24 protein-coding genes are annotated in these 24,002 nt (G+C 73.6%); 14 read left to right on the top strand and 10 right to left on the bottom strand.

What is annotated here, in order from left to right; genetic code table 11:
* The first annotated feature begins 78 nt into the window (after window positions 1–78).
* On the top strand, window positions 79–603 hold the full coding sequence (locus tag ACBJ59_RS04230) for a PolC-type DNA polymerase III (RefSeq protein WP_375108866.1): 525 nt from the start codon (window positions 79–81) through the stop codon (window positions 601–603).
* Here ACBJ59_RS04230 and ACBJ59_RS04225 read toward each other — a convergent pair.
* The gene (locus ACBJ59_RS04225; protein ID WP_375108827.1) at window positions 571–1,896 is read right to left on the bottom strand and encodes an aspartate aminotransferase family protein; all 1,326 of its coding nucleotides are present in this window, start codon (window positions 1,894–1,896) and stop codon (window positions 571–573) included. The two genes, ACBJ59_RS04230 and ACBJ59_RS04225, sit on opposite strands and share 33 nt — an antisense overlap.
* Window positions 1,897–2,013: 117 nt before the next feature.
* On the opposite strand from ACBJ59_RS04225, the gene ACBJ59_RS04220 reads away from it, so the two are divergent.
* The 6 genes from ACBJ59_RS04220 to ACBJ59_RS04195 all read left to right on the top strand — a co-directional run bounded on the left by ACBJ59_RS04220 (window position 2,014) and on the right by ACBJ59_RS04195 (window position 8,931).
* On the top strand, window positions 2,014–2,919 hold the full coding sequence (locus ACBJ59_RS04220) for a LysR family transcriptional regulator (protein WP_375108826.1): 906 nt from the start codon (window positions 2,014–2,016) through the stop codon (window positions 2,917–2,919).
* Window positions 2,920–3,207: 288 nt separating this feature from the next.
* A complete protein-coding gene (locus tag ACBJ59_RS04215; RefSeq protein WP_375108825.1) occupies window positions 3,208–4,635 on the top strand; it encodes an amino acid permease in 1,428 nt (475 codons plus the stop codon).
* Complete coding sequence (locus ACBJ59_RS04210; RefSeq protein ID WP_375108824.1) at window positions 4,632–5,888, top strand: arginine deiminase; 1,257 nt, start codon at window positions 4,632–4,634, stop codon at window positions 5,886–5,888. The genes ACBJ59_RS04215 and ACBJ59_RS04210 overlap by 4 nt, the downstream gene beginning before the upstream one ends.
* The gene (argF, locus tag ACBJ59_RS04205) at window positions 5,885–6,886 is read left to right on the top strand and encodes an ornithine carbamoyltransferase (protein ID WP_375108823.1); all 1,002 of its coding nucleotides are present in this window, start codon (window positions 5,885–5,887) and stop codon (window positions 6,884–6,886) included. The genes ACBJ59_RS04210 and argF overlap by 4 nt, the downstream gene beginning before the upstream one ends.
* A 1-nt stretch (window position 6,887) precedes the next feature.
* Window positions 6,888–7,817, top strand: coding sequence for a carbamate kinase (locus ACBJ59_RS04200; protein ID WP_375108822.1), 930 nt, complete (start codon window positions 6,888–6,890; stop codon window positions 7,815–7,817).
* 205 nt (window positions 7,818–8,022) lie between these two features.
* Window positions 8,023–8,931, top strand: a complete 909-nt coding sequence (locus tag ACBJ59_RS04195; RefSeq protein WP_375108821.1) for a sigma-70 family RNA polymerase sigma factor — start codon at window positions 8,023–8,025, stop codon at window positions 8,929–8,931.
* Here the strand turns inward: ACBJ59_RS04195 and ACBJ59_RS04190 are convergent.
* The 3 genes from ACBJ59_RS04190 to ACBJ59_RS04180 form a co-directional block, all read right to left on the bottom strand.
* Window positions 8,843–9,532, bottom strand: coding sequence for a hypothetical protein (locus tag ACBJ59_RS04190; protein ID WP_375108820.1), 690 nt, complete (start codon window positions 9,530–9,532; stop codon window positions 8,843–8,845). The two genes, ACBJ59_RS04195 and ACBJ59_RS04190, sit on opposite strands and share 89 nt — an antisense overlap.
* Window positions 9,533–9,690: 158 nt before the next feature.
* On the bottom strand, window positions 9,691–10,644 hold the full coding sequence (gene add / locus ACBJ59_RS04185; protein ID WP_375108819.1) for an adenosine deaminase: 954 nt from the start codon (window positions 10,642–10,644) through the stop codon (window positions 9,691–9,693).
* Window positions 10,641–11,705, bottom strand: a complete 1,065-nt coding sequence (locus ACBJ59_RS04180; RefSeq protein ID WP_375108818.1) for a nucleoside hydrolase — start codon at window positions 11,703–11,705, stop codon at window positions 10,641–10,643. The genes add and ACBJ59_RS04180 overlap by 4 nt, the downstream gene beginning before the upstream one ends.
* Before the next feature lie 72 nt (window positions 11,706–11,777).
* On the opposite strand from ACBJ59_RS04180, the gene ACBJ59_RS04175 reads away from it, so the two are divergent.
* Window positions 11,778–12,770, top strand: coding sequence for a LacI family DNA-binding transcriptional regulator (locus ACBJ59_RS04175; protein WP_375108817.1), 993 nt, complete (start codon window positions 11,778–11,780; stop codon window positions 12,768–12,770).
* 222 nt (window positions 12,771–12,992) lie between these two features.
* On the opposite strand, the gene ACBJ59_RS04170 is transcribed toward ACBJ59_RS04175, so the two are convergent.
* From ACBJ59_RS04170 to ACBJ59_RS04155, 4 genes are read right to left on the bottom strand one after another with little or no spacing between them, the layout of a single operon-like run.
* Window positions 12,993–13,526 (bottom strand): SRPBCC family protein, encoded by a 534-nt coding sequence (locus tag ACBJ59_RS04170; protein ID WP_375108816.1) that lies wholly within the window; start codon window positions 13,524–13,526, stop codon window positions 12,993–12,995.
* Window positions 13,523–13,837: an ArsR/SmtB family transcription factor gene (locus tag ACBJ59_RS04165; protein WP_375108815.1), complete on the bottom strand. Its 315-nt coding sequence runs from the start codon at window positions 13,835–13,837 to the stop codon at window positions 13,523–13,525. Before ACBJ59_RS04165 ends, ACBJ59_RS04170 begins: the two co-directional genes overlap by 4 nt.
* A 51-nt stretch (window positions 13,838–13,888) precedes the next feature.
* The gene (locus ACBJ59_RS04160; protein ID WP_375108814.1) at window positions 13,889–15,571 is read right to left on the bottom strand and encodes an MFS transporter; all 1,683 of its coding nucleotides are present in this window, start codon (window positions 15,569–15,571) and stop codon (window positions 13,889–13,891) included.
* A 10-nt stretch (window positions 15,572–15,581) separates the two neighbouring features.
* On the bottom strand, window positions 15,582–16,049 hold the full coding sequence (locus ACBJ59_RS04155; protein WP_375108813.1) for a hypothetical protein: 468 nt from the start codon (window positions 16,047–16,049) through the stop codon (window positions 15,582–15,584).
* A gap of 174 nt (window positions 16,050–16,223) precedes the next feature.
* On the opposite strand from ACBJ59_RS04155, the gene ACBJ59_RS04150 reads away from it, so the two are divergent.
* The 6 genes from ACBJ59_RS04150 to ACBJ59_RS04125 are packed head-to-tail and all read left to right on the top strand — an operon-like array spanning window position 16,224 to window position 22,056.
* Entirely contained in the window at window positions 16,224–16,583 is a 360-nt protein-coding gene (locus ACBJ59_RS04150) for a cupin domain-containing protein (protein ID WP_364123187.1), read from the top strand.
* On the top strand, window positions 16,573–17,925 hold the full coding sequence (locus ACBJ59_RS04145; protein WP_375108812.1) for a class I tRNA ligase family protein: 1,353 nt from the start codon (window positions 16,573–16,575) through the stop codon (window positions 17,923–17,925). Before ACBJ59_RS04150 ends, ACBJ59_RS04145 begins: the two co-directional genes overlap by 11 nt.
* Before the next feature lie 8 nt (window positions 17,926–17,933).
* Entirely contained in the window at window positions 17,934–19,013 is a 1,080-nt protein-coding gene (locus ACBJ59_RS04140) for an FAD-dependent oxidoreductase (RefSeq protein WP_375108811.1), read from the top strand.
* Window positions 19,010–20,413 (top strand): FAD-binding oxidoreductase, encoded by a 1,404-nt coding sequence (locus ACBJ59_RS04135; protein WP_375108810.1) that lies wholly within the window; start codon window positions 19,010–19,012, stop codon window positions 20,411–20,413. Before ACBJ59_RS04140 ends, ACBJ59_RS04135 begins: the two co-directional genes overlap by 4 nt.
* On the top strand, window positions 20,410–21,690 hold the full coding sequence (locus ACBJ59_RS04130; protein WP_364123195.1) for a SidA/IucD/PvdA family monooxygenase: 1,281 nt from the start codon (window positions 20,410–20,412) through the stop codon (window positions 21,688–21,690). The genes ACBJ59_RS04135 and ACBJ59_RS04130 overlap by 4 nt, the downstream gene beginning before the upstream one ends.
* Before the next feature lie 6 nt (window positions 21,691–21,696).
* On the top strand, window positions 21,697–22,056 hold the full coding sequence (locus ACBJ59_RS04125) for a hypothetical protein (protein ID WP_364123197.1): 360 nt from the start codon (window positions 21,697–21,699) through the stop codon (window positions 22,054–22,056).
* Here ACBJ59_RS04125 and ACBJ59_RS04120 read toward each other — a convergent pair.
* Complete coding sequence (locus ACBJ59_RS04120; protein ID WP_364123199.1) at window positions 22,020–22,694, bottom strand: response regulator transcription factor; 675 nt, start codon at window positions 22,692–22,694, stop codon at window positions 22,020–22,022. The two genes, ACBJ59_RS04125 and ACBJ59_RS04120, sit on opposite strands and share 37 nt — an antisense overlap.
* Before the next feature lie 15 nt (window positions 22,695–22,709).
* The gene (locus ACBJ59_RS04115; protein ID WP_375108809.1) at window positions 22,710–23,912 is read right to left on the bottom strand and encodes a sensor histidine kinase; all 1,203 of its coding nucleotides are present in this window, start codon (window positions 23,910–23,912) and stop codon (window positions 22,710–22,712) included.
* Between the last annotated feature and the right edge of the window lie 90 nt (window positions 23,913–24,002).

The raw sequence follows: 24,002 nt of genomic DNA, 5'->3' as shown, positions 1-24,002 counted from the left end.
TGCCGGAACGGACAAGACCGGCCCTGGAGCGGTTGATGGCCGAGGCCGCGGCTCGCTCTCACGGTCGCCGCCGACGGCCTGGCGGAGTCGTGGCGGTACGAGTCGCTGATCGCGCCGCCCCCGGGGATGGCCGTCACCTCCTACGACATGCGCCTGACGGGCATCACCGCGGCGATGCTGGCCACGGCCGCCCGGCCCGAGCGGGTCATGGGCGAGCTCGACCGCCGGTTGACGGCGCCGCCGTACCGGCTGGTCGCCCACCACGCGCCCACCGAGGCGGGAATCATCGCGCACCAGCGGCGGCACTGCCCCGAGCTGGCCGGGGTCCCGCTGCTGGACACCGTACGGCTGGCCCGGGCGCTGTATCCGGAGCTGTCGTCGCACCGGCTGGACGACCTGGTGAGGTATCTGCGCATCGAGCCGCCCGCGCGCCGCCACCGGGCGATGCCGGACGTGCTGGCCACGGCGTGCCTGTTTCAGCGCCTGGTGGCCGACGGCGGCCGGACGGGTCGCTGGCGGGCACTTGGCGATCTCGACCGCGTCGGGGGGCTGGCGCCCAGACGTCCGGCGTCACGTGTGGGAGTTCAGGCCGGGCTGTTCTGAGCCGAGCACGGCCTTGAGGGACGCCTCGAGGATGTCCATGCCCGCGTGCAGGTCGTCCTCGCCGATCGTGAGCGGCGGGGCGATGCGGAAGATGCCCCCCATCCCGGGCAGCTGGACGATGTTCATGTGCAGCCCCCGTTCGAGGCAGGCCGAGGTGACCGCGTGGCCCAGCGCGTCGGCGGGTGCCTTGGTGCGCTTGTCCCGTACGAGCTCGATGCCCTGGAGCAGGCCACGGCCGCGAACGTCACCGACGACCTCGTAGCCGTCGCGCAGCGCCAGCAGCCGCTCGGTGAGCTGGGTGCCCAGCCGGGCGGCGCGCTCGACGAGGTGCTCGCGCTCGATGACGTCCAGGACGGTCAGCGCGACGGCGGCCGCCAGCGGGTCGGAGACGTGCGTGGTGTAGAAGAGGAACCCGCGGTCGTGGCAGGTCTGCTCGATCTCGGCGGTCGTGACGACGGCCGCCACCGGCAGCCCGGCCCCGAGGGTCTTCGACAGCGTCAGGATGTCGGGGGTGACCCCGTCGCGGTCGAACGCGTACATCGTCCCGGTGCGGCCGAGACCCGTCTGCGCCTCGTCGAGGATGAGCAGCATCCCGCGCTCCTCGCACATCTCCTTGAGGCGGCGGAGATACCCCGGCGGCAGCTCGATGATCCCGCCCGAGGACAGGACGGGCTCGATGAGGCAGGCCGCGAGGCTCCCGGCGGACTGCTGGTCGACCAGGGCGAAGCCGTAGGCGAGCTCGGCCGCCCAGTCGTGTGACCCGTCGGAGGCCCGGAACGGCGACCGGTACGCGTTCGGCGCGGGCAGGGCGAGGTTCCCCGGCGTCGGCGGGCCGTAGCCGCGCCGCCCGGCCGAGAAGGTCGCGGAGGCCGCCCCCTGGGTCATTCCGTGCCACGAGCGGTCGAAGGAGACGATCTCGTAGCGGCCGGTGGAGAGCTTGGCCATCTTGATCGCGGCCTCGTTCGCCTCGGCCCCCGTGGTGAGCAGCATCATCCTGGCCAGCGCGGGCGGCAGGGTCGCGGTGAGCCGGTCGGCGAGCTCCAGCACCGGGGCGCTCAGCATGCCGCTGTAGAGGTGGTCCAGCGACGCGACCGCGGACGAGACCGTCGCCACGATGTCCGGGTGGGCGTGGCCGAGGATGGCGCTCATCTGCCCCGAGGTGAAGTCGAGGATCGCCGTGCCCTGGTGGTCGAAGACGTACGCGCCGGAGGCACGTTCGATGAGCCGCGGGGTGAAGCCGACTCCGTAGCGGATCAGGCGCCGGCCCGCCTCGTCCAAGAACGTCGTGTCCATGGCCAACCCTCTCCGACCGCGCGAATGCCGTGTCCGGTGCCATCTTCGATCGACGGTACGAGTCGTAACAAGCACACAAAACCGGCTGACCATTCGGCATTGCCTTACTGTTGGCGCATGCTCAACCCGCGACGTCTCGCGATCCTGCGCGCGGTCCTGGCGGCCGGGTCGATCAACCGGGCGGCACGAAACCTCAGCTACTCGCCCGCGACGATCAGCCAGCACATGACCGCCCTGGCGAAGGAGACCGGGCTGACCCTGTTCGAGAAGCAGGGGCGCGGCATCGTCCCCACCGAGGCCGCGCGGCAGCTGGCGGATCAGGCTCAGTCGCTCCTCGCCGACTTCGGCCGCCTCGATCGGGTCGTCGCGGACCTGCGCGGCGGTCAGGCCGAGCACCTGGCGATCGCCTGCTTCGCCTCCGCGGCCGAGCGGTGGATGCCGGAGGTCGTACGGACCGTTCACCGGCACCAGCCGAACCTGACCGTCGAGATCAGCCTCAACGAACCCGTCGACGGGCGCGGCCGCCGGCGACCGGACCTCGACATCCGGACCGAGCCCGCCGACGGGGCCGGGGTGCACCTCGACGGCTACCGGCGTCACGAGCTGACCGTCGAGGAGCTCGTCGCCGTGCTCCCCGCCGCGCACCCGCTCGCCGGCGCCCCCGGCCTCGCCCTCCGGGACCTCGAAGGCGAACCGTGGGTGGACCACGACATCTACGACAGCCCGATCGGGCAGATCATCCAGAGCGCGTGCGGGGCCGCCGGGTTCACGCCGCGCTACGCCGCCCGCCTGGACGACCATCGGGCGGCGCTGCGGCTGGTGGCGGCGGGCATCGGGGTCGCCGTCCTGCCGCGGCTGGCCGTCGCCGAGCTTCCCGGCGGGCTCGTCGCCAGGCCGCTGGTCCGTCCCACCGTGCTGCGGCGCATCGCCGTGCACGCCCGCCGGGATCGACGCCGCGCCGACCTCATCGCCCGCGCGGTGGCGCAGCTCCACGACAGCGCACGCCGGAGCGAGACCGCGTAGCGCGCCTACGAGGAGGTGGGGGACGGCCGGCGCTTTGTCGCTGAGCAGCGTATCCCCCTGGTCGCCGAACGCGACCCGCGCCCCTCGGCGGCTCCGGACGAGCGCTGTCACGAATCGCCTGGCCGCTCTGTCCAAGGGACGGAACTCATCCGATCCGTGATGTGAGAGGTAGATCATGAGAGCTTCTTGTCGCCGGAGAGCGGGACGCGTCCGTCCCGGCCGTGGCGTGGACCGGTCGAGCGGCCCCGTTCACGGCGCGCCCGCCGCGCTCGCCATGCGGAGTTCGTCGTGAGCCAGGACGTCGGAGCGCCGCGGCAGACGGCCGGCGGCGCCCCGGCTCCGGACACGACCCGTTCGGTCCCGGCCGGGCCCCCGGAAACCGGAACGGAGCCGGGCGGGCGCCGCTTCGGCCTGGGGACGGCGTCGGCGCTGGTGGTCGGCTCGGTCATCGGGACCGGGGTGTTCGCCCTGCCGTCCGCCTTGGCGGTGTTCGGTCCGATCTCGCTGGTGGCGTTCGTGCTCGTGACGATCGGCGCGATCGCGCTCGCGCTGACGTTCCGCGATCTCGCGGTACGCCTGCCGGGCGCGGGCGGCCCCTACGTCTACGCCCGCGACGCGTTCGGCGAGTTCGCCGGATTCCTCATCGCCTGGAGCTACTGGATCACGGCGTGGGCCGGCAACGCGGCGATCGTCGTGGCGTGGGTCGGCTACGTCGAGGTGTTCTGGAACACCGGGCACGACGTCGGGTGGTCGATCGCCATCGCGCTGACCGGGCTGTTCCTGCCGGCGCTGGTCAACCTGGTGGGGCTGCGCAGCTTCGCCGCGTTCCAGGTCGTCACGACCGTGCTGAAGTTCATCCCCCTGCTGTTCATGGCCACCGTCGGCCTGCTGTTCATCGACACGGCGAACTTCGGCGCGTTCAACGCCGGCGAGACCTCCTGGGTCGGCGCGATCGGCGCCGCGGGCGCCATCGCCCTGTTCAGCTACCTGGGCATCGAGACCGCGTCGGTCGCCGCGGCCCGGGTACGGGACCCGGAGCGGAACGTCGGCCGGGCCACCGTCCTGGGCACCCTGGCCTGCGCCGCCGTCTACCTCCTCGGCACCGTCGCCGTCTTCGGCACCGTGGCGCGCGACGACCTCGTCAGCTCCACCGCGCCCTTCACCGACGCGGCCAACGCCATCTTCGGCGGTGAGTGGGCGGGGGCCACGGTCGCCGCCGCGGCCGTCGTGTCCGGATTCGGGGCGCTGGTCGGCTGGACGCTGATCGTGGCCGAGATGCCGCGGGCGGCGGCGCGGGACGGGTTGTTCCCGGCCCCCTTCGCCCGGCAGAACCGGGCCGGGGTGCCCGCGTTCGGGATCGTCGTGTCCACCCTGCTGGCCGCGGGACTCACCGTGGTCAGCTACACCAGCTTCGAGCAGGTGTTCATCACCGTCGTGCTGCTGTCGGTGCTCACCTCGGTGGTGCCGTACCTGCTGTCCGCCGCGGCGCAGCTGTACTGGCTGGGCACCGACGGCAGGCGGCTGCGGGTGCGGCACCTGGCCCGGGACGTCGGGGTCTCGGCGCTCGCGCTGGTGTTCGGGTTCTGGGCGCTCGCCGGGAGCGGCTACGCGGCCGTCTACTACGGGACGTTCTGCCTGCTGCTCGGCGTGCCGGTGTACGTGTGGGTCAAGGCCCGCCGCGGCGTGTACGGCGAGACCCCGGCGGTGGCGCGATGACCACGAACCAGGACCTCGCGCTGCAGGTCGGCATCCATTCCGAGATCGGCCGGCTGCGCGAGGTCATCGTGCACCGGCCCGGGCTCGAACTGGACCGCCTCACCCCCGGCAACGCCACCGAGCTGCTGTTCGACGACGTGCTCTGGGCAGATCGCGCCCGCCGCGAGCACGACGCGTTCGTCGAGGTGCTGACCGGCCACGGCGTACGCGTGCACCTCTTCGCCGAGCTGCTGGCCCAGGCGCTCGCGACGGACGCCGGCCGCCGCTTCGCCGTGAATCGCGTGTGCACCGACCAGCGGTTCGGACGGACTCTGGCCCGGGAGCTGCGGGCGCGGTTCATGGACATCGACCCCGCCCTGCTGGCCGACCACCTGATCGGCGGGGTGCTGAAGTCGGACCTCGGCCCGCTCGGCGGGGGCAGCGTGGCGTGGCAGAGCCTCGAAGCCGACGACTTCGTGCTCACCCCGCTGCCCAACACGCTGTTCCAGCGCGACAACGCGGCGTGGATCGGCCGGGCCGTCGCGGTCAACCCGATGGCCAAGCCGGCCAGGAGCCGCGAGTCGATCAACACCCGCACCGTCTACCGGCACCATCCGCTGTTCGCCGGAGCCGACTTCGAGGCCGTCTACGGCGACGACGACCTCGACCACGCCCCGGCCACGCTGGAGGGCGGCGACATCCACGTCATCGCCGACGGCGTCGTCATGGTCGGGATGGGCGAGCGCACCACGCCGATGGGCATGGAGCTGCTGGCCCGGCGGCTCTTCGCGGGCGGCCACGCCCGCCGCGTCCTGGCCGTCGAGCTGCCCAAGGCCCGCTCGACGATGCACCTGGACACCGTGCTGACGATGGTCGACGTCGCCACCTTCGTCGCCTACCCCTACTTCGACCAGGCCGCGGCCAGGGTCTGGCTGCTCACCCCCGACGGGCGCGTACAGCACCGGACGGGGCTGACCGCCGGCCTGCGCGAGGCGATCGAGGACGACGGCGTACGCGTCCTCACCGCGGCGGGTGACCGGCGCGAGGCCGAGCGGGAGCAGTGGAACGACGCCGACAACTTCCTGGCGATCTCCCCCGGGGTGGTGCTCGGTTACGAGCGCAACACCGCGACCAACGCCATGCTGCGCGACCACGGTCTCGAGGTCATCCCGCTGGCCGGCAGCGAGCTCGGCCGCGGCCGCGGCGGCGCTCGGTGCATGACCTGCCCCGTCCTGCGTGACCCCGTGCCTCTCTCCCCGAAGGAGTCCTCATGACCCTCTCGACCGCGTCCCGCTCGCTGCTCACCGTGACCGACCTCGGCCGCGCGGGCTTCCTCGATCTGCTCGACCGCGCGGCGGCACTCAAGGAGGACAAGCGGGCCGGACGTGAACGACCCGCGCTGACCGGCCGCAACATCGCCCTGGTCTTCGAGAAGAACTCCACCCGCACCCGGTGCGCGTTCGAGGTGGCCGCCTACGACCAGGGTGCCCACGTCACCTACCTCGGACCGTCGGGGTCGCACCTGGGCCGGGAGGAGAGCGTCGCGGACACCGCGCGGGTGCTGGGCGCGATGTACGACGGGATCGAGTTCCGCGGGTTCGCCCAGGAGACCGTCGAGGAGCTGGCCCGGCACGCCGGTGTGCCGGTCTGGAACGGGCTCACCGACGAGTGGCACCCGACCCAGATGCTCGCCGACGTCCTGACCATGCGCGAGCACCAGCCCGGCGAGATCGAGGCGATCAGCTTCTGCTTCGCCGGCGACGGGCGCGGCAACATCGCCAGGTCGCTGCTCGTCACCGGGGCCATGCTCGGCATGGACGTGCGGATCGCGGCGCCCCGCGAGCTGAGCCCGCCGGACTCGCTGGTGAAGGAGGCCCGGCGCATGGCGCTGACCAGCGGCGCCCGGGTGACGGTCACCGACGACCTGCCGACGGCGCTGGCCGGCGCCGCCTTCGTCTACACCGACGTGTGGGTCAGCATGGGCGAGGCCGACGAGGAGTGGGACCGGCGTGTTCCGCTGCTCACCCCGTACCGCGTCACGGCGGAGGCGATGGCCGCCACGGGGCGTCCCGGCACGCGGTTCCTCCATTGCCTCCCGGCCGTGCACGACACCACCACCGAGCTCGGCCGGCGCATCCACCAGCGCTACGGGCTCGCCGGGGCCGAGGTCACCGACGAGGTGTTCACCTCCCCCGCCTCCGTGGTCTTCCAGCAGGCGGAGAACCGGCTGCACACCATCAAGGCCGTGCTCGTCGCGGCGCTGGGGGAGTGACATGCTGCTCGTCGTCGCACTGGGTGGGAACGCCCTGCTCGAACGCGGTGAACGCCCGGACGCGGGGGTCCAGCGGCAGCACGTGCGCTCCGCCGCGCGCGCGCTGGCCCCGCTCGCGGCGGAGCACACGCTGGTGCTCTGCCACGGCAACGGGCCGCAGATCGGGATGCTGGCCGTCGAGAGCGAGAACGACCCGGCCCTGGCCCACCCGTTCCCGCTCGACACGCTCGGCGCCCAGACCCAGGGCATGATCGGATACTGGCTCGCGCAGGAGATGGCCAACGCGGGCCTGGCCGGGCCGGTCGTCACGATCGTCACGCAGACCGAGGTCGACGCCGGCGACCCGGCGTTCGGCAGCCCGGCGAAGTTCGTCGGCCAGGGCTACCCGGAGCCCGAGGCCCGGAGGCTGGCGCGGGAGCACGGGTGGGCCGTCGCCCGCGACGGCCGGGCCTGGCGCCGGGTCGTCGCGTCCCCGGCACCCCTTCGGATCGTCGAGCTGCCCAGCATCCGGCAACTGGTGGCCGGCGGCACGACCGTGATCTGCGGGGGAGGGGGCGGGGTGCCGGTCCTCGCCCGGGACGGCGGGGGCTTCGAGGGCGCGCAGGCGGTCGTCGACAAGGACCTCACGGCGGCGCTGCTGGCGGTCGAGCTCGGAGCCGACCGTCTCGTGGTGCTCACCGACGTCGACGCCGTACGGCGGGACTTCGGCACCTCCCGGGAACGGCCGCTGGCCAGGGCGGGCGTGGAGGAGCTGCGTGCCATGCGGTTCCCGGCCGGGTCGATGGCGCCGAAGGTGGACGCCTGCATCCGGTTCGTCACCGCGACCGGGCGGCCGGCGGCGATCGGGGCGCTGCGGGACGCCTCCGCGGTGCTCGCCGGCACGGCCGGAACCACCGTCACGGCGTCGGCCGAGCTGATCAGAACGGGGTGACCAGGGGGACCCCCTGGGGTGCCCCGGGGTCCCCGACCGGCTCATCGGTGCTGTTCAGGGCGGTATGCCCCTGGGTGCCCGGGGTGACCGCGCCCGGGCACCAGGGTAGCGACCACGGGCTCCCAAGGGCGCGATGACGGGGTCGCAAGCGCGACTGTGATCTCAATGGCATCACCGGATGCTGTGTGCGAAGGGAGCCGAGATCGTGACCACGAACCTGCTGGAGTCGCGCAGAGACGACGCGGGGCAGACCGGCCCGGCAGTGCCCGCGGCCGACGACCGGTTGATGACCGACTTGGACGCGGCCGCCACGGCGTTCGTCACCGCACAGCCCCGGCTCTACGCGATCGCGCTCCGCGTCCTGGAGGACACGGGTGAGGCCGAGGACCTGGTGCAGGAGGCGTGGCTGCGGTGGGAGCGCGCCGACCGCTCGGACGTGATCAGCCCGTCCGCGTTCCTGGCGTTGACCACCACCCGGCTTGCCATCAATGTCGCCAGGTCCGCCCGGAAACGTCGTGAGATGTCCGTTGGCTCCTGGCTGCCCGAGACGGTGGACCCCGGTGTCGGCCCCGAGACGGCGGTCGAACGGCACGAGGCCGTCGACGGGGCGGTCCGGCTGATGCTGGAGCGGCTGACGCCCGCCGAACGGGCCGCGTACCTCCTCCGCAAGGCGTTCGACTACCCGTACCAGCGGATCTCCGAGATCCTGCACCTGGGCGCGGACCACGCGCGGCAACTCGTGCGGCGCGCCCACGAGCACATCGCCACCGAGCGGTGCCGGCCGGTGAACAGCGCCGCGCACCGGCGCCTCGTCCAGACGTTCCTGGCCGCGGCGCGGACCGGCGACCTCGCCGAGCTGGAGGAGCTGCTCGCCGCCGACGTCGCCCGCAGGTCCGACGACGCCGACCCGAGGGCGGGGGCCGCCGCCCCGAGCCGCCATCGCCGGCCCGCCGACCGGCCGCGGCACCGGCGGACCGCCATGCAGCCGGTGGGGGTCGAGCGAGCCGGCGCCCCGGCGCCGGCCGTCAGCGCCGGGCCTCGGCCCGCTCCCGGATCCCCCGCAGCATGCGCCGCATCATCGGGTAGTCGGCGAGCTCCATCAGCACAACCGTGAACGGCGTCAACGGCCGCCGCCACTCGTACCAGGTGTGCATCCGGGCGATCAACCGGGTCCGGTCGCCGCTCAGCGGGGTCAGGCGCCAGGCCCAGGTGCGGTTCGGCGAGCGCCACAGCAGCCACGACGGCTCGGTGAAGCCGTCCACGACGAAGGCCGTGCGCTCGGAGGGGTTGGGGACCATCGGCAGCCACTGGCCGGCCCGGAGGTCCTGCAGCTCCGGGACTATCTCCCGGGCGCTGGGACGGGCGAGGTTGTCCAGCAGGTCGTCGGCGTACCAGCCGGCGCGCCCGTACCCGACCTGGACCAGCCATGGCCACACCTGCTCCGGCGTCGCGTGGATGGTGATCGCGCGGGTGCAGCGGTATTGAGCCCGGGGCAGCAGGCCGTCGCCGGGCATCGACGCGGCCGCCTCCGCCGGGGTGGCTCCCCAGGTCAGGTGCCGGCGGCGCAGGAACGGGGCGATGAGGAAGCGGGGCAGGTCGTCGATGACGTCCCGGACCTGGCGGACCAGGCCGGCCGGGGTCGCGCGAGGGGGTGACCACCGGGCGCCGGACGGGGAGACGGGGGTCGTCGCGGAGGGGAGCTGGGTTTCGTCCATGAATCTAAGACCGGACGGCGGGCCGGTTCGTGACGGACCTTCCGCGGTGGGGCAGCCGCCTGGGGGGAACCACCCGGTGGGGTAGCCCGCCTGGTGGGAACCGCCGGCATGGTCGCGATCTCCGCGGGCCGGCGCCCTGCGGTCCGGGCGCCCGGGGTTCAGGTGGTGGCGGGGCCGAAGGCGCCGGCGGCGGCGTGCTCCTGGACCAGGCGTTCCTGTTCGGCGGTCCAGCCCGCCGTCCTCCGCAGGGCGGCGAACTCCCGCTCCAGCGAGGTCGCGGACGTGGTGCGCGCGTCCGTGCCGATGGTGACGGCGAGCCCGGCCGCCAGCAGCCGGTCGGCGGGGTGGGCCGCCAGGCCGGCCACCGCGCCCGTCTGCGCGTTGCTGATCGGGCACATCTCCAGCGTGATCCGGTCGCGGCGCAGGCGTTCGAGCAGCGCGTCGTCCTCGACGCACCGCACACCGTGCCCGATCCGGCGGGCGCCGAGCACCTCGATCGCCTCCCACACGCTGGCGGCTCCCGCGGCCTCGCCCGCGTGCACGGTGCACGGCAGCCCGGCCCGGTGCGCGAGCTCGAAGGCGGGCCGGTGCGGGGCGCCGGGGTACAGCCGCTCGTCGCCGGCCAGGTCGAGCCCGCTGACCACGTCGCGGTGGCGTACCGCGGTCTCGGCGACGGCGAGGCTCTCTTCCGGGGTCTGGTGGCGCAGGCAGCACAGCAGCAGCGCGGTACGCACGCCCGTCGCCGCCCGGCCCTCGGCCAGCCCCGCGGCGACCGCCGAGACCGCCTCGTCCGGCGTCATGCCGTACTGTCCGTGCAGTTGCGGCGCGAACCGGGCCTCGCCGTGGACGACGCCGTCGGCGCTCCAGTCCTCCACCAGCTCGCGCGCCGCGCGGCGCAGCGCGCCGGGGGTCTGCAGGACGCGCAGCGGCAGGTCGATGTAGGTGAGGTACCGGGTCAGGCTGCCGCAGTCGGGGGGCGCCGTGACCAGGTCCGCGACGGGGCGGTCCAGCTCGATGCCCTGCTCGCGGGCCAGCTCGGCGATCGTGGCCGGGCGGACGGAGCCGTCGAGGTGGCAGTGCAGGTCGTGGCGGCCGGAAGGGTCGGCGGTCATGAGAGTCCTTCGGTGATGGGGGACGGGGTGCGCGCGCAGGCGTCGAGGAGCAGCCGTTTGAAGCCCTGCTCGTCGACCCGGCGCACCAGGGTCACGTTGGGCGGGGGCGCGGCGCGCCGGCGGTCGATGATGAGCTGGCCGCGGGTCTCGTCGCCGAGGGCCACGTCCACGTGGGCGCGTTCGCGTTCGGTGACCAGGTCGGGGCGCAGGGCCACCGCCATGGCGACGGGGTCGGGGAGGTCGTAGCCGGCCAGGCCGGTGACGTCACGGGCCCAGTCGGCGACCGCCCGGTTGATCCGGTGGGCGAAGGCGGCCAGGGGCGTGCCGAGCTCCTCCAGCCGGCGCTGGTCGCCGGGGGTCATGACGGCGTCGCGGCGTGAGACGTCCCAGCCGATCCAGGTCACCCGGTCCGCGGTGGCCGCCCGCAGCACCACGCGGGCCGCCTCGGGGTCGGCCCACACGTTGAACTCCGCCGTGGGGGAGATGTTGCCGCACAGGTCGGCCGCGCCCGCCATGCAGTAGACGTGGCGGAATCGGGTCAGCAGCTCGCGGTCGCGGAGCAGCGCGGCGGCCACGTTGGTGAGCGGGCCCAGGGTGACGAGCGTCAGCTCGCCGGGGTGGCGGCGGGCCAGGGACAGCAGCACGTCCACCGCGTGGCCGTCCGCGGGGGCCCGCGCCGGGTCGGGCAGGCCCACGTCGCCCATCCCGTCGAGCCCGTGCACGTGCTGGGCGGTGGCCGGCGGGCGGGTCAGCGGCCGGTCGCACCCGGGGTGTACGGGGACGCCGGCGTGCCCGGCCAGCTGCAGCGTGATCAGCGCGTTGCGGGTGGCCGTGGACAGGGGCACGTTGCCCGCCACGGTGGTCACGGCACGTACGTCGCCCGCCACGGCGCGCACGTCACCCGTCACGGCGCGCACGTCGCCCGCCGCCGTGGCCAGGGCCCGGTCGCCTGCCGCGGTCGGGGCCCGGTCGCCGCTCGCGTCGGCGGCGACCGCCAGCAGCAGCGCCACCGCGTCGTCGGAGCCGGTGTCGGTATCGATGAGCAGGGGGAGTCCCGGCACGCGCACCTCGTCTAATCGATTAGATGGATGGATGTCTTATCTAATCGATTAGATGCGAGAATGTAAACCGTCATGAGCGATCCCGCAGGCAGGCCGATCACCCTGGCCGACGTCGCCCGCCGAGCCGGCACCTCGACGGCGGTGGTCAGCTACGTCATGAACGACGGCCCCCGCCCGGTGGCCGCCGCGACCCGCGAGCGCGTGCTGGCCGCGGCGGCCGAGCTCGGCTACCGCCCCAACCGCATCGCCCGCGCGCTGCGCTCACGCACCACCGGCGTGGTGGGGCTGGTGCTGGCGGACGCGCTCAACCCGTACTTCGGGGCGCTGGCCAGGCACGTCGAGCAGGCGCTCGCCGGACACGAGCGGCTCATGCTCATCGGGAACGCGGGCTACTCCGCCGAGCGCGAGCGGCAGCTCGTCGAGCGCTTCCTCGCCGCCCAGGTCGACGGGCTGGTGATCGCCTCCGCCGACGCGGGCGACGACGTGACCGTGCCCGCCCGGGCGGCCCGCGTGCCCGCCGTCTACCTGCACAACGGCTCCACCACCGGCGACACGCCCCTGGTCACCGCGGACAACGAGCAGGCGGTACGCGAAGCGCTCGCCCATTTGCGGGCCCACGGTCACCGCGACGTCGCCTTCCTGGCCGGCCCGCAGGACACCGGACCCGTGGGCCGGCGGCGGGAGGTCTGGCAGGCGGCCGCCGGGAGCTCGGCCGTCCTCCTGCGCTCCGACTACTCCCGCGCCGCGGCCGACGTGCTGATCCGCCGCCTGGCCGCCGCGGACGCCGTGCCGCGCGCGCTGATCGCGGCCACGGACGAGCAGGCCATCGGCGTCCTGTCCGGCGCCTACGCCGCCGGCCTGCCCGTCCCCGGCCGGCTCGCCGTCATCGCCCTGGACGGCACCCCCGACGGCGCCCACACCGCCCCTTCGCTGACCGTCACCGGGCAGCCTCTCCAGGCGATGGCACAGCAGGCCGTGGACCTGCTCTTCGACCCCGCGACCCCGTCTCTCCCCGCCCGCGCGGCGCTGGTCAGGCGGCGCAGCTGCGGCTGCGAGGAGGGCTGAGCCGCCGCGCCCGGCTCGCGTCCGGGCAGGTGTCACATGCCGTCACGGACAGCCCGCCGTGGTGGAGCGGCGCCGGCGAGGCCCCGGCGGCGCGTTGGCGCGGACGTCGCCCGGCCGGGCGGGGTGCTGGGCGACCCGCCCGGCCGGGCGGGGTGCTGGGTGACGGCAACGGACAAGGTCTCGGGGAAGAGGGCGGCGGCGTGCCGCTGGAAAGGGATCGTTCTACCGGTGGGCGCCGAGTTCGGCGGCATAGGCCGCGCGCAGGTCCTCCCAGCCGTAGTCGAGCGCGTCCGATCCCCGGATCGGGCCGATCGGATTCCCGTCGAGAAGGTGCTCGGCCACGTCGAGGCACAGGTGCCAGCCGGCCGCCACCTTCGCCGGCCAGTCGGGGTCGGTGACGGTGTGCCGCAGCACGAGCCGGGTGCCGGGTCCGGTGGCGGTCAGCTCCCAGCGCAGCAGGTCCGTGCCGAGGGTGTACTCCAGCAGGGCGGGCCGCTCGGCGCGCGTCACGGACGCGCCCAGTTCCTCGGTGACGTCACCGTCGATCATGGTCAGGGTCACGTCGCCGAGCTCGCCGAGATCGCGGGCGGCCAGGTAGGGTGCCCAGGCGCCGAGCTGGTCCGGGTCGGTCAGCGCCGACCACACCTTCTCCGGCGGGTGGCGCAGGTCGCGGACGAAGACCAGGGTCCAGCGGCCGTCGCCGGCCTGGCAATCCACTTCGGCGAGCGGCCCCGGCCGGAACGTGTTTCGGTTCATCGGTCCTCCTGGTTGTCCAGATGACGCTCGAGGGCGTCCAGATGCGTGTTCCACAGCAGCCGATACGGCGCCAGCCAGTCGTCCAGGGCCCGGAACTGCCGGGCCTCGATCCGGTAGATGCGCTGCTGGGCCACGATCCGGCTGGAGACGAACCCAGCCTCGCGCAGGACCCGCAGATGCTTGGACATCGTGGGCTGGCTGACGTCCAGAATCCTGGCCAGCTCGCCGACGCTGCTCTCCGACAGGCGCAGCCGGTCCAGGACGCGACGCCGGGTGGGCTCCGCGAGCACTCCGAACACGTCGACTGCCATACGCCCTAATATGCCCGATGGGGAATATTACCGTCAAGGCATATAACAAGGTCATCTGGGCAGCAGGCGGATCAGTCCCAGCCCGAGCAGCGCGGCGAGCACGTGATACCAGACGGCCACCTTCAGCGCGAGCGTGAACGCCTCCTCCCGCGCCACCGTGATCTCCCGGTCCAGGGTCTCCAGGACCCGGACGGCCGTGCCGGGCGGGATCGCCTCCGGCTTCCCCATGGCGGCGAAGCAGGCGGGCGGCGGCAGGAACGAGTTGCGGGTGTCCACCCGCTCGTCCACGCAGTCGCGCAGCAAGGTGACCGCCGCGGCCTGGGTACGGGCGGGCACGACCTCGGCGGCGGCGACCTCGGCGCGCAGCCGGGGGACGAGCGCGTCGGCGCGGCCGGCGGCCTGGGCGGACAGGACGGTGAAGAAGACCGCGCCCACGACGGCGATCCCGGCCGCCGCCCCCACCTGCATCATCGTGTTGATCACCCCGGAGGCGGCGCCCGCGTCGCGCGCGGGCACGCCGACGATGACGGTGTCGAGCAGCACGGGGGTGATGGCGCCCACGCCGAGCGCGGTCAGGATCATGGCGGGTCCGACCACCCAGGGATCGATCCCGGTCCCGGTGAGCTGCAGGGTGAGGCTCATCGCGGCCATGCCGAGCGCGACCAGCAGCGAGCCCGCCCCGATCAGCCGCCGCCCCAGCCGCGGCGCCAGCCGGACCGCGAGGCCCCCGGCCACGATCACCCCCGCCGACCACCACAGCAGCGTGACGCCCGTGCGCAGCGGCGAGAACCCCAGCCCCGTCTGCAGGTGGATGACGAAGACGAAGAAGAACGACGACACCTGCGAGAACAGCAGGAAGGCCAGCAGCAGCCCGCCGGTGAAGGCGGGACGCCGGAAGAGCGGCAGCGCCACCAGCGGCGAGCCGTCCCGGGCGGCCTTGAGCTGCTCGTAGCGGGCGAAGGCGGCGAACAGCGGCAGCGAGCACGCCATGGCCACGAACCCGGCGACCGGCCAGCCCGTCTCGTGCCCCTGCACCAGCGGGTACAGCAGCAGCATCAGCGCGGCGGCCAGCAGCCCCGCGCCGACCAGGTCGAGGCGCTGCGACTCCCGCTCCCGGGAGTCGCGCAGCAGCACGGCCGCGGCGGCGAAGGCGAGCAGGCCCGCCGGTACGTTGATCAGGAAGATCATCCGCCAGCCCAGGCCGAAGAGGTCGGCCTCGACCAGGAGGCCGCCGGTGATCGGTCCCAGGACCGTGGCCAGGCTGGTCACGATGCCGTACAGGGCGTAGGCGGGGCCGCGCTGGGACTCCGGCAGCTCCACCCTGATCACTGACAGCACCTGCGGGATCATGATCGCCGCCGAGGCGCCCTGGAGGATCCGGGCGCCGATGAGCATGGCCGGGGTGAACGCCAGGGCGCACGCGATCGAGGCCAGGGTGAACCCGGCCACGCCCGCGAGGAACATCTTCTTGCGGCCCAGGATGTCGCCGAGCCGGCCGCCGATGACCAGCAGGACGGCGAAGGCCAGCACGTACGCGGCCACCACCCACTGCATCGCGGAGTTGCCGGCGAACAGGTCGCGCTGCATCCGCGGGATGGCCACGCCGACGATGGTCGCGTCCAGCAGGTCCATGAACGTCGCCAGCAGGGTGACGCCCACGGCCAGCAGGGCGCGCCGCCCGGCCGCGGCCGGAGGGGACGTGCCGGAGTCGGGGGGATGGATCGTCGCTGTCACGGCATGGCTCCTAGAAGACTCCGGAATGGGTGGCGGCGAGGTAGGCGGCGAAGTCGGGCGCCGGCGGGGAGGCGACGTGCCGTACCCAGGCGTCCCGCTCGGCGGCGATGGCGGCCAGCTCCCAGACGCAGGCCGTGGCGTGCGCGGGGGCGGGCCGCCAGGCGGCCGGGTCGTCCCAGCCGGACAGCCAGGTCCTGGAGTGCAGGATCACCTTGTTGCGGCTCCACCAGGCGACGACGACGTAGCAGCCGTCGGCGTCCTCGTGCACCACGGTGAACGCGTGTGACGGCTCCCCGTCGTACGCCTGCGGGAGGGTGAGGTCGGCGGCAACGCGGGCGGCGTCGATGACCTCCGCGGGCGGGCGGTCCCGGGTGGCCGAGATGCCGTAACCCTTGACCGTCCAGCCGCGCAGCCGGTGACGGGGGAGCGCGACCGTGGTGCGCGGCGCGTAAACAAGGGGCCTTTCGCCTACTGTCATGGCCGGAGACTAACTAATGCGGCAACCACTGGAAAGGCCGCCTTTTGCCGGCCACAAGCGACTCTCTAGTGAGCGTCCAGAAGGCGTTGCGAGTATTGCCCTCATCGGTCCCCGGGCATCGCACATTGCCTCCGTGCGACAGTGTCCGGGGACCCGTCCTCGCAGGTACGGGAGATGATCGGCATGCAGAAGTTCAGCAGTTCCACGGCTGCCCTCACCGAGGAGTACGGAATTGAAATCGGCCGCTGGACGGAATACGGCGGCACTGACTTCATGCCTTTCGGCGCGATGTGGTGCGTTATTCCGCCCAATTCCTCCAGCCAGGCGGACCAGCACCCGGAAATCGAGCTGGCGGTCGTCGTGGAGGGTGATGCGGATTTTGACGTGGCCGGCGCGCGAGAACACGCGCCGGCCGGCTCCGCGATCCTGCTGGGCTCCCAGGAGCGCCACGTGATCCACAACCGCTCGGCCGAGGACCGCCTCGTCCTGCTCAGCATGTACTGGATGCCCGAGGCGGCCGGCCATGCGCGGTGACGTGCCGGGCGGGCTGACGGTGCTCGTGTCGCCGCCCCCCACCCCCAACGGCCCGCTGCACGTCGGCCACCTGTCCGGCCCGTACGTCGCCGCCGACGTCGCCGCCCGCGCGGCCAGGGCGCGCGGCGAGCGGGTGCTGACGATCTGCGGCACCGACGACCACCAGAACTACGTGCCGGCCAAGGCCAGGGCGCTCGGCCTCGACCCCGACAAGGTGATCACCGACTACGGCACGCGCATCGCCGAGGTGCTCAAGGCCATCCGCGTCGACCACCACGTGTTCACCTCGCCACGGCGCGACCACGACTACCGGCGGGCGGTGACCGGCCTGCTGGACGAGCTGGTCGAGGCGGGCGTCGTCGTGTCCCGCGAGCACACGCTGACGGTGTGCGGCGACTGCCGTACGACCCTGCACCACGCCTACGTCAGCGGCGCCTGCCCGGCCTGCGGTGCCGCGATGGGCGGTGGCACCTGCGAGGGCTGCGGCGGCTACGCGGCCGCGGCCGACCTGGTCGACCCCGTGTGCACGGTGTGCGGCGGCCCGCCGGTGGCCGTGACGGGACGGCGCCTGACCCTCCCGCTGGAGGACCACAGGGAGACGCTCACCGGCATCTGGTCGCGCGCGGTCATCCCCGCCCGCTGCCGGGCCCTGCTGGGCCGCCACCTGGACGAGGGCCTGCCGGACATCCCGGTGTGCTACCCCTCCGACTGGGGGATCGAGGTCCGCGGCGGGCAGCGGCTGGACGTGTGGTTCGAGATGGGCCTGGCCTACCTGTACGCCGTGGGCAGGGCCGTCGACCCCCGCGCCCGGACCATGGCGCAGTACGCCGCAGCCTGGCAGGACGTCTCCGGCCTGTGGGCCTTCCTCGGCCTGGACAACGCCTTCTACTACGCGGTGCTGTTCCCGGCGATCCTGTCGGCCGCCGGCGTGCCGCCCCGCGCGGCGCTCGGCGGCCTGGTGACCAACGAGTTCTACCGCCTCGACGGCCTGAAGTTCTCCACCAGCAGGAACCACGCCATCTGGGGGCACGAGCTCCTGGACGGCGCCGACCCCGGCCTGGTCAGGCTCTTCCTCAGCTGGGACCGTCCCGCCCCGCACTCCAGCAACTTCACCCTGGCCGCGTTCGAGGAGTTCGCCGCGCGCTGGCGGGCGGTCGCCGGGTCCCTGCCCGCGGATGCGGGTGCGCGTACCGGGTCCCTGCCCTCGGCCGAGGTCGTCAGGGCCGCGCAGGCGCTGCGCCCCGAGCACTTCGACCCCGCGCTGGCCGTGCGCTGCCTGCTCCCCGCCGCCGAGCGCGGCGACCGCGACGCCGGGCGGCTGCTCGGCCTGATCACCGGATAGCGGCCGGCATGCGCTGCTGCGTCATAGGAGCGGGGCTGGCGGGCACACTGCTCGCCTGGCGGCTCAAGACCGCCGCCCCGCGGGACGAGATCTGCCTCTTCACCGGCGACCCGGCCGCCGCCGACGCCACCGCGGCGTCGGGCGGCCTGGTCCGCGGCTACGAACCCGATCCCGCCGCCGCCCGGCTGGCCGCCGACAGCCTCGCCGAGCTGCGGGCGAGCGCCGTCCTGTGCGACTGGGCGGACTACCGCGAGACCGGCTCGGTCTACGTGCGCGCGGCCCCCGTCGAGAGCGCGCCGCCCCGGGCGGAGCTCCTCAGCGGGACAGCGCTGGCCGCCCTGGGCCTCCACGGGGTGCCGTACGAGGCGACCGCGGTCGTCGAGCGGTGGGCGGGCCACATCTCGCCGCACCGGCTGCGGCTCATGGCCCTCGGCGACTTCCGGCGCCGGGGCGGCGAGATCGTGGCGGGCGAGGTGGCGCGGGTCGGCGAGCGGGGTGACGCCGCCGAGATCGTCGCGGGCGGGCGGCACCGCCGCTTCGACGTCGCCGTGGTGGCCGCGGGACCGTGGACGCCCGGGCTGCTCGCCCGCAGCGGAGCGGCCGGCCCGGCCGTCCGCACCAAGCACATCCAGTACCAGGTCTACGACGTGTCCGGCCCCCGTCCGCCCGCCTTCGTGGACGAGACCACGGGGCTCTACGGCCGGCCGTACGGGCGGCACGGGCTGCTGCTCGGCGTGCCCAGCGAGGAGTGGGACGTCGGCCCCGGCCGGCCGCCCGCCTCCCCGGGCGCGTGCCGGGACACCGAGGCCGCCGCGCGGACCAGGCTGCCGGACCTCCGGCTGCTCAGGCGCGTACGGACCGTCATGGCCTGCGACGCCTACACCGACGGGCGCCTGCTGGCCCTGGCCCGCCTCGGCCGGCACCTGTACACCTTCACCGGCGGCAGCGGCGGCGCGGCCAAGCTCGCCCTCGCCGCCAGCGGGGAGGCCGCCGCCTGCCTGCGCGCCGACCGTCCCCCGCCCGCCGATCCCCCGCCCGCCGATCCCCCGCCCCTGCTGCTCGCCGCCACTCGCCGGACGGAGCCATGATGATCGAAAAGCTGCGCCGCACGCTCGACCCCGTCTGCCCCGAACGCCTGGTCGGGCCCGGGCACCCCCGCTACGACGAGATCAGGCAGCTGTTCAACGGCATGCACGACCGCCGCCCCGACCTCGTCGCCCTGCCGTACAACCGCACCGAGCTCGGCCTCGTGATCCGCGCGGCCGCCCAGGCCCAGGTGCCCATCGCGGTGCGCGGCAGCGGCCACAACATCGCGGGCTCCGCCTCCCTGGACGGCGGCCTGGTCATCGACCTGCGCTTCCTCGACGGGGTCAGCATCGACCACACCGCCCGCGTGGCCCGGGTCAAGGGCGGCGCGACCTGGGCGGCCTTCGACGCCGCCGCCTCCGGGCACGGCCTGGCCGTCACCGGCGGCACCTTCGACACCACCGGGGTCGGCGGGCTCACCCTGGGCGGCGGCATCGGGCACCTGATGGGCAAGTACGGGCTGTCGTGCGACAACGTGCTCTCGTACGCGCTGGTGACCGCCGACGGCGAGCACGTCGTCGTGGACCGCGAGCGCGACCCCGAGCTGGACTGGGCGCTGCGCGGCGCCGGCCACAACTTCGGCGTCGTGGAGGAGTTCACCTTCCGCCTGCACGAGGTCTCCCGCGTGTACGGCGGCGTCGTGGCCTACCCGGAGCACGAGATGGCCGCGGCCACCCGGCTGTTCCGGGACCTGGCCGAGGACGCCCCCGACGAGCTGGTCTGCATCCTGCTCCTGGAACGGTACGGCCCGGCACAGGAGCCGGCCGCCGTGATGAGCGTGTGCTACTGCGGCTCCGACGAGCGGTACGCGCGGACGCTGGAGCGGCGGCTGCGCGGCCCCGAGGTGCTGGACTGGCGCGTCGAGGAGCGCGACTACCTGAGCATGCAGCAGATCCTCGGCCGGCTGCCCTACGGCCTGCGGCACTACTGGAGCGCCCGGTGCACGACCGAGCTGCCCGACCAGCTGATCGACGAGCTGGTCGCCAGGTTCCGGGCCGGCCGCTGGCGAGGCACCTTCAACGACACCGTCTACCTGGAGGAGCTCCACGGCGCGGTGCGCAGGGGCCCGGCCGGCGGCTCCGCGGTGCCGTTCCGCGACGCCCGGTTCAACGTCACCGGCATGGCGATCTGGGAGTCGCCGGACGCGGACGCGGAGCAGACCGCCTGGGCGCGGTCGGTGTCCGCGGCGGCGGCGCCGTGGGGCGTGCACGGCGACGGCTACGTCAACTACGTCTCCGACGCCCACGCCGGCAACCGCGACCTGCGTGACAGGGCGCGGCGCACGTTCGGCGAGGAGGGGCTCGCCCGGCTGCTGAGCGTGAAGCGCCGGCTGGACCCGGGCAACCTCTTCAGGTCCAACTACAACCTCGACCCGGCCGCCTACGAATCGGTGACGTCATGAGCAGACGGCGATACGACCACGACACCGTCGCCATCGGCGCTGGCCCGTCGAACCTCAGCCTGGCCGCCCTGTACGAGGGCGCCTGCGGCCGGCCCCTGCCGGTCTTCGAGCGCAACCCCGGCCCCGCCTGGCACGAGGGGCTCATGCTGCCGGGAGCCCGGCTCCAGACCTCGTGGATCAAGGACCTGGTCTCCCTCGTGGACCCCAGGCACGAGCTGTCCTTCCTCAACTACATCGTCACCACCGGGCGGATCTACGGCTTCCTCAACGCCCAGTTCGACGCCATCCCGCGCCTGGAGTACGCCCGCTACCTCGCCTGGGCGGCCGAGCACCTCGACGTCACCTACGGCGCGGGCGTCGACCGGGTGGCCTACCGCGACGGCTTCGAGCTGTACGGCGGCGGCCGGCTGCTGGGCACGGCCCGCCACGTGGTGTTCGGCCTGGGCACCCGCCCGCACGTGCCCCCGTGCTTCGCGAGCCGGGCGCTGCCCGGCGTCATCCTGGCCGAGCACCTCATGGGCCGGCTGCCGGACCTGACCGGACACGACGCGCCCGCCGTGGTGGTCGGCGGCGGCCAGACGGGCGCCGAGTGCGTGCTCGCCCTGCTGCGGGCCGGCTTCCGCGACGTGCAGTGGATCGGCCGCCGCCACTGGTTCGCCCCGCTCGACGACTCGCCCCCGGCCAACGACCTCTACCGGCCCTCGTACCTGGGGTTCTTCACCGGGCTGCCCGAGGCCACCCGCCGGCGGCTGCTGCGCGAGCAGGTCACCACCAGCGACGGCGTCTCCATGTCGAGCCTGCAGGAGATCTACCAGGCCGAGTACGAGGAGCGCCTGCGTAACGGCGGCCGCCCGCTGACCCTGCTGCCGGGCCGGGACGTCGTCGCGGTGTCGGGCCGGGGCGGCGCCGTCACGATGCGGTGCCGGCTCACCACCGGAGGGCACGAGTTCCGGGAGGCCAGGCATGTCGTGCTGGCCACCGGCCGGGAGCCGGCCCCGCTGCCGCTGGATCCGGAGCTGGCCGAGATGGTGGAGCTGGACGAGGCCGGCGAGCCGGTCGTCGAGCAGCACTACTCGCTGCTGTGGAAGCACGCCGACCAGCACCGCATCTTCGTGCAGAACCGGGCCCGGCTCACCCACGGCATCAACGACCCCAACCTCAGCCTCCTGTCGGTGCGGGCGGCCTGCATCGTCAACGCCCTGTTCGAGCGGGAGGCGTACCGGATCCGCGACGAGCACACCTTCACGATCTGGCCCGATTCCCATCGACCACGGTGAGTGATCATGAATTACGACAACAAAGTGTTCATCTCGTCGGCGCAGGGTCACGACGTTCCCGTCGGCCACTACCACCAGCGCGACCACGTCGTCTGGGCGGAGTTCCGCGGGGGAGAGGTGACGGCCGGGCGGCTGATCGGCACCTGCGCCCCCGACGGCACCCTGACCTTCGGCTACACCCAGGTGCTCGCGGACGGCCGGGTCGTCACGGGGACCTGCACGAGCACCCCCGAGGTGCTGCCGGACGGCAGGCTGCGCCTGCGCGAGAGCTGGCGCCGCCTCGACGCGGCCGGTGACTCGGAGGGGGTCTCCTTCATCGAGGAGGTCCGCTACGAGCGCCGCGGGCTCACCAGCCCGCTCTCGTAGGCGAGCACCACGAGCTGCGTGCGGTCGCGGATGCCGAGCTTGGCGATGATGCGGCTGACGTGGGTCTTGGCGGTCAGCGGGCTCATGTGGAGCGCCGCGCCGATCTCGGTGTTGTTGCGGCCGGCGGCGACCATCGCCATCACCTCGCGCTCGCGGTCGGTGAGGGTGTCGAGGCTCTTGCCCACGCCGTCGAGCGCGCCGCCGTCGGGACGCTGGGAGAACTCCTCGATGACCCGCCGGGTGACGCTCGGGGTGAGCAGCGCCTGCCCGTCGGCGACCACGCGTACGGCCCGGCGCAGCTCGTCGGAGTCGACGGTCTTGGTGAGGAACCCGCTGGCGCCCGCCTTCAGCGCGTCGAAGATGTACTCGTTGACCTCGAACGTGGTCAGCACGATGACCTTGACCGCCTCCAGCGCCGGGTCGCTCATGATCTCGCGGGTGGCGGCCAGGCCGTCGAGCCGCGGCATGCGGATGTCGATCAGCACGATGTCGGGCCGCTCCCTGCGCGTCACCTCCACCGCCTCCACGCCGTTCTCGGCCTCGGCGACCACCTCGATGTCGGCGTCCATCTCGAGCAGGCTGCGGAAGCCCGCGCGGACGAGCTGCTGGTCGTCGGCGAGGACGACGCGGATCGTCATCGATCACTTCCTCTCTCAGGGGGCGGGGATCCAGCCGCTGACGGTGTAGCGGCCGTCGGTGTCGGGCCCCGCGGTCAGCCAGCCACCCAGGCTGGTGGCCCGCTCCTGCATGCCCGTCAGCCCGTGACCGCCCTTCGGTCTGGACGGCCCGCGGGCCGGCGGGGTCGCGCCGGTGCCATTGTTCCGTACCGTGACGGCGACGCCGTCACCCCGGTATTCCAGCTCCACCTCGACGAGGGTGGCGTTCGCGTGTTTCAGCACGTTCGTCAGCGATTCCTGGACGATGCGGTAGATGGCCAGCCCGGCCGCCGGGCGGACCTGGGCGGGGTCGCCCTCCTCGACGAGGTCGATCTTCAGCGGGGACACCCGGGCCCGGTCGACCAGCGTGCCGATGTCGGCCACGCCGGGCAGCGGCGTCAGCTCGGGGGACGGTTTGCCCTGGCCCTTGCTCTGCCCGTTGCGCAGCACGTGGACGGCCGCCTGCAGCTCGGCGATGGCCTCGTTGTTGATGTCGCGGGCGGTGCGGAGCGCGGCGCGGCCCGCCTCCAGATCGCGGGCCACCAGGTCGTGGGCCACGCCCATCTGGATGCCGACCACGGCCAGGGTGTGGGCGGTGACGTCGTGGAGCTCCTGGGCGATGCGCAGGCGCTCGTCGATCAGCTGCTGGTTGGCCTCGCCCTCCAGGCGCTGGCGTACCTCCTCGGACCAGCGGCTGCGGCTGTGCATGCTGTCGCCGAGGAACAGCGCGCCGATGACGAGGAGCAGCTCGCGGAAGATCCCGTCGATGAGGCTGAGGGTGAGGTCGACGTTCTGGTAGGCCAGCCACACGGAGGAGCTCGCGAACGCCAGCAGACCGACGACCGCGGCGAACATCAGCCGGCCGGCCGCCGCCATGGTGCACAACGGGATGATCAGCGGCCAGACCGGCGCGATGCTCGGGAAGTCCGTCAGGTTGTAGACCGTGACCGCGACGAGGCTTCCCACCAGCACCAGGCCCGGCCAGCGCCGGCGCACCAGCAGCAGCGCGCCCAGCGTCACGCCCAGGATGTAGGCGGCGATGCTGGACGTGGGCCGCTCCGACGGCTCGGCCGACACCGACACGCTGATCATCACGCTGCCGGACGAGATGCCGGCGAGGAGCACGTCGATCACCCAGCGCAGCCACGGGGCGTCGAGCTCCGGAGCGTAGACGACGTCGCCAGGGCGCAGCAGTCGCATGACTACCTCCGGGCGTCACTGGCGAGCGGACTCCGGCTTTCACCGTAGCCCGAGCGGCTCCGGCCTTCACCGTAGCCCAAGCGGCTCCGG

It is taken from the genome of Nonomuraea sp. MTCD27 (assembly GCF_041950495.1).
In the GTDB taxonomy this organism is placed as follows: domain Bacteria; phylum Actinomycetota; class Actinomycetes; order Streptosporangiales; family Streptosporangiaceae; genus Nonomuraea.
The sequence above is the reverse complement of the archived record's forward strand: the minus strand, read 5'-3'. Positions and strand labels throughout refer to the sequence as shown.

Excerpts from the sequence above, each read along its gene's own strand:
- ACBJ59_RS04140 (WP_375108811.1), top strand. The coding sequence starts at position 17,934 with ATGCGCTGCTGCGTCATAGGAGCGGGGCTGGCGGGCACACTGCTCGCC.
- ACBJ59_RS04200 (WP_375108822.1), top strand. The coding sequence starts at position 6,888 with ATGCTGCTCGTCGTCGCACTGGGTGGGAACGCCCTGCTCGAACGCGGT.
- ACBJ59_RS04165 (WP_375108815.1), bottom strand. The coding sequence starts at position 13,837 with ATGGCAGTCGACGTGTTCGGAGTGCTCGCGGAGCCCACCCGGCGTCGC.
- ACBJ59_RS04190 (WP_375108820.1), bottom strand. The coding sequence starts at position 9,532 with ATGGACGAAACCCAGCTCCCCTCCGCGACGACCCCCGTCTCCCCGTCC.
- ACBJ59_RS04150 (WP_364123187.1), top strand. The coding sequence starts at position 16,224 with ATGATCGGCATGCAGAAGTTCAGCAGTTCCACGGCTGCCCTCACCGAG.
- ACBJ59_RS04145 (WP_375108812.1), top strand. The coding sequence starts at position 16,573 with ATGCGCGGTGACGTGCCGGGCGGGCTGACGGTGCTCGTGTCGCCGCCC.
- ACBJ59_RS04125 (WP_364123197.1), top strand. The coding sequence starts at position 21,697 with ATGAATTACGACAACAAAGTGTTCATCTCGTCGGCGCAGGGTCACGAC.
- argF (WP_375108823.1), top strand. The coding sequence starts at position 5,885 with ATGACCCTCTCGACCGCGTCCCGCTCGCTGCTCACCGTGACCGACCTC.
- ACBJ59_RS04210 (WP_375108824.1), top strand. The coding sequence starts at position 4,632 with ATGACCACGAACCAGGACCTCGCGCTGCAGGTCGGCATCCATTCCGAG.
- ACBJ59_RS04130 (WP_364123195.1), top strand. The coding sequence starts at position 20,410 with ATGAGCAGACGGCGATACGACCACGACACCGTCGCCATCGGCGCTGGC.
- ACBJ59_RS04225 (WP_375108827.1), bottom strand. The coding sequence starts at position 1,896 with ATGGACACGACGTTCTTGGACGAGGCGGGCCGGCGCCTGATCCGCTAC.
- add (WP_375108819.1), bottom strand. The coding sequence starts at position 10,644 with ATGACCGCCGACCCTTCCGGCCGCCACGACCTGCACTGCCACCTCGAC.
- ACBJ59_RS04120 (WP_364123199.1), bottom strand. The coding sequence starts at position 22,694 with ATGACGATCCGCGTCGTCCTCGCCGACGACCAGCAGCTCGTCCGCGCG.
- ACBJ59_RS04175 (WP_375108817.1), top strand. The coding sequence starts at position 11,778 with ATGAGCGATCCCGCAGGCAGGCCGATCACCCTGGCCGACGTCGCCCGC.
- ACBJ59_RS04220 (WP_375108826.1), top strand. The coding sequence starts at position 2,014 with ATGCTCAACCCGCGACGTCTCGCGATCCTGCGCGCGGTCCTGGCGGCC.
- ACBJ59_RS04170 (WP_375108816.1), bottom strand. The coding sequence starts at position 13,526 with ATGAACCGAAACACGTTCCGGCCGGGGCCGCTCGCCGAAGTGGATTGC.
- ACBJ59_RS04115 (WP_375108809.1), bottom strand. The coding sequence starts at position 23,912 with ATGCGACTGCTGCGCCCTGGCGACGTCGTCTACGCTCCGGAGCTCGAC.
- ACBJ59_RS04135 (WP_375108810.1), top strand. The coding sequence starts at position 19,010 with ATGATGATCGAAAAGCTGCGCCGCACGCTCGACCCCGTCTGCCCCGAA.
- ACBJ59_RS04155 (WP_375108813.1), bottom strand. The coding sequence starts at position 16,049 with ATGACAGTAGGCGAAAGGCCCCTTGTTTACGCGCCGCGCACCACGGTC.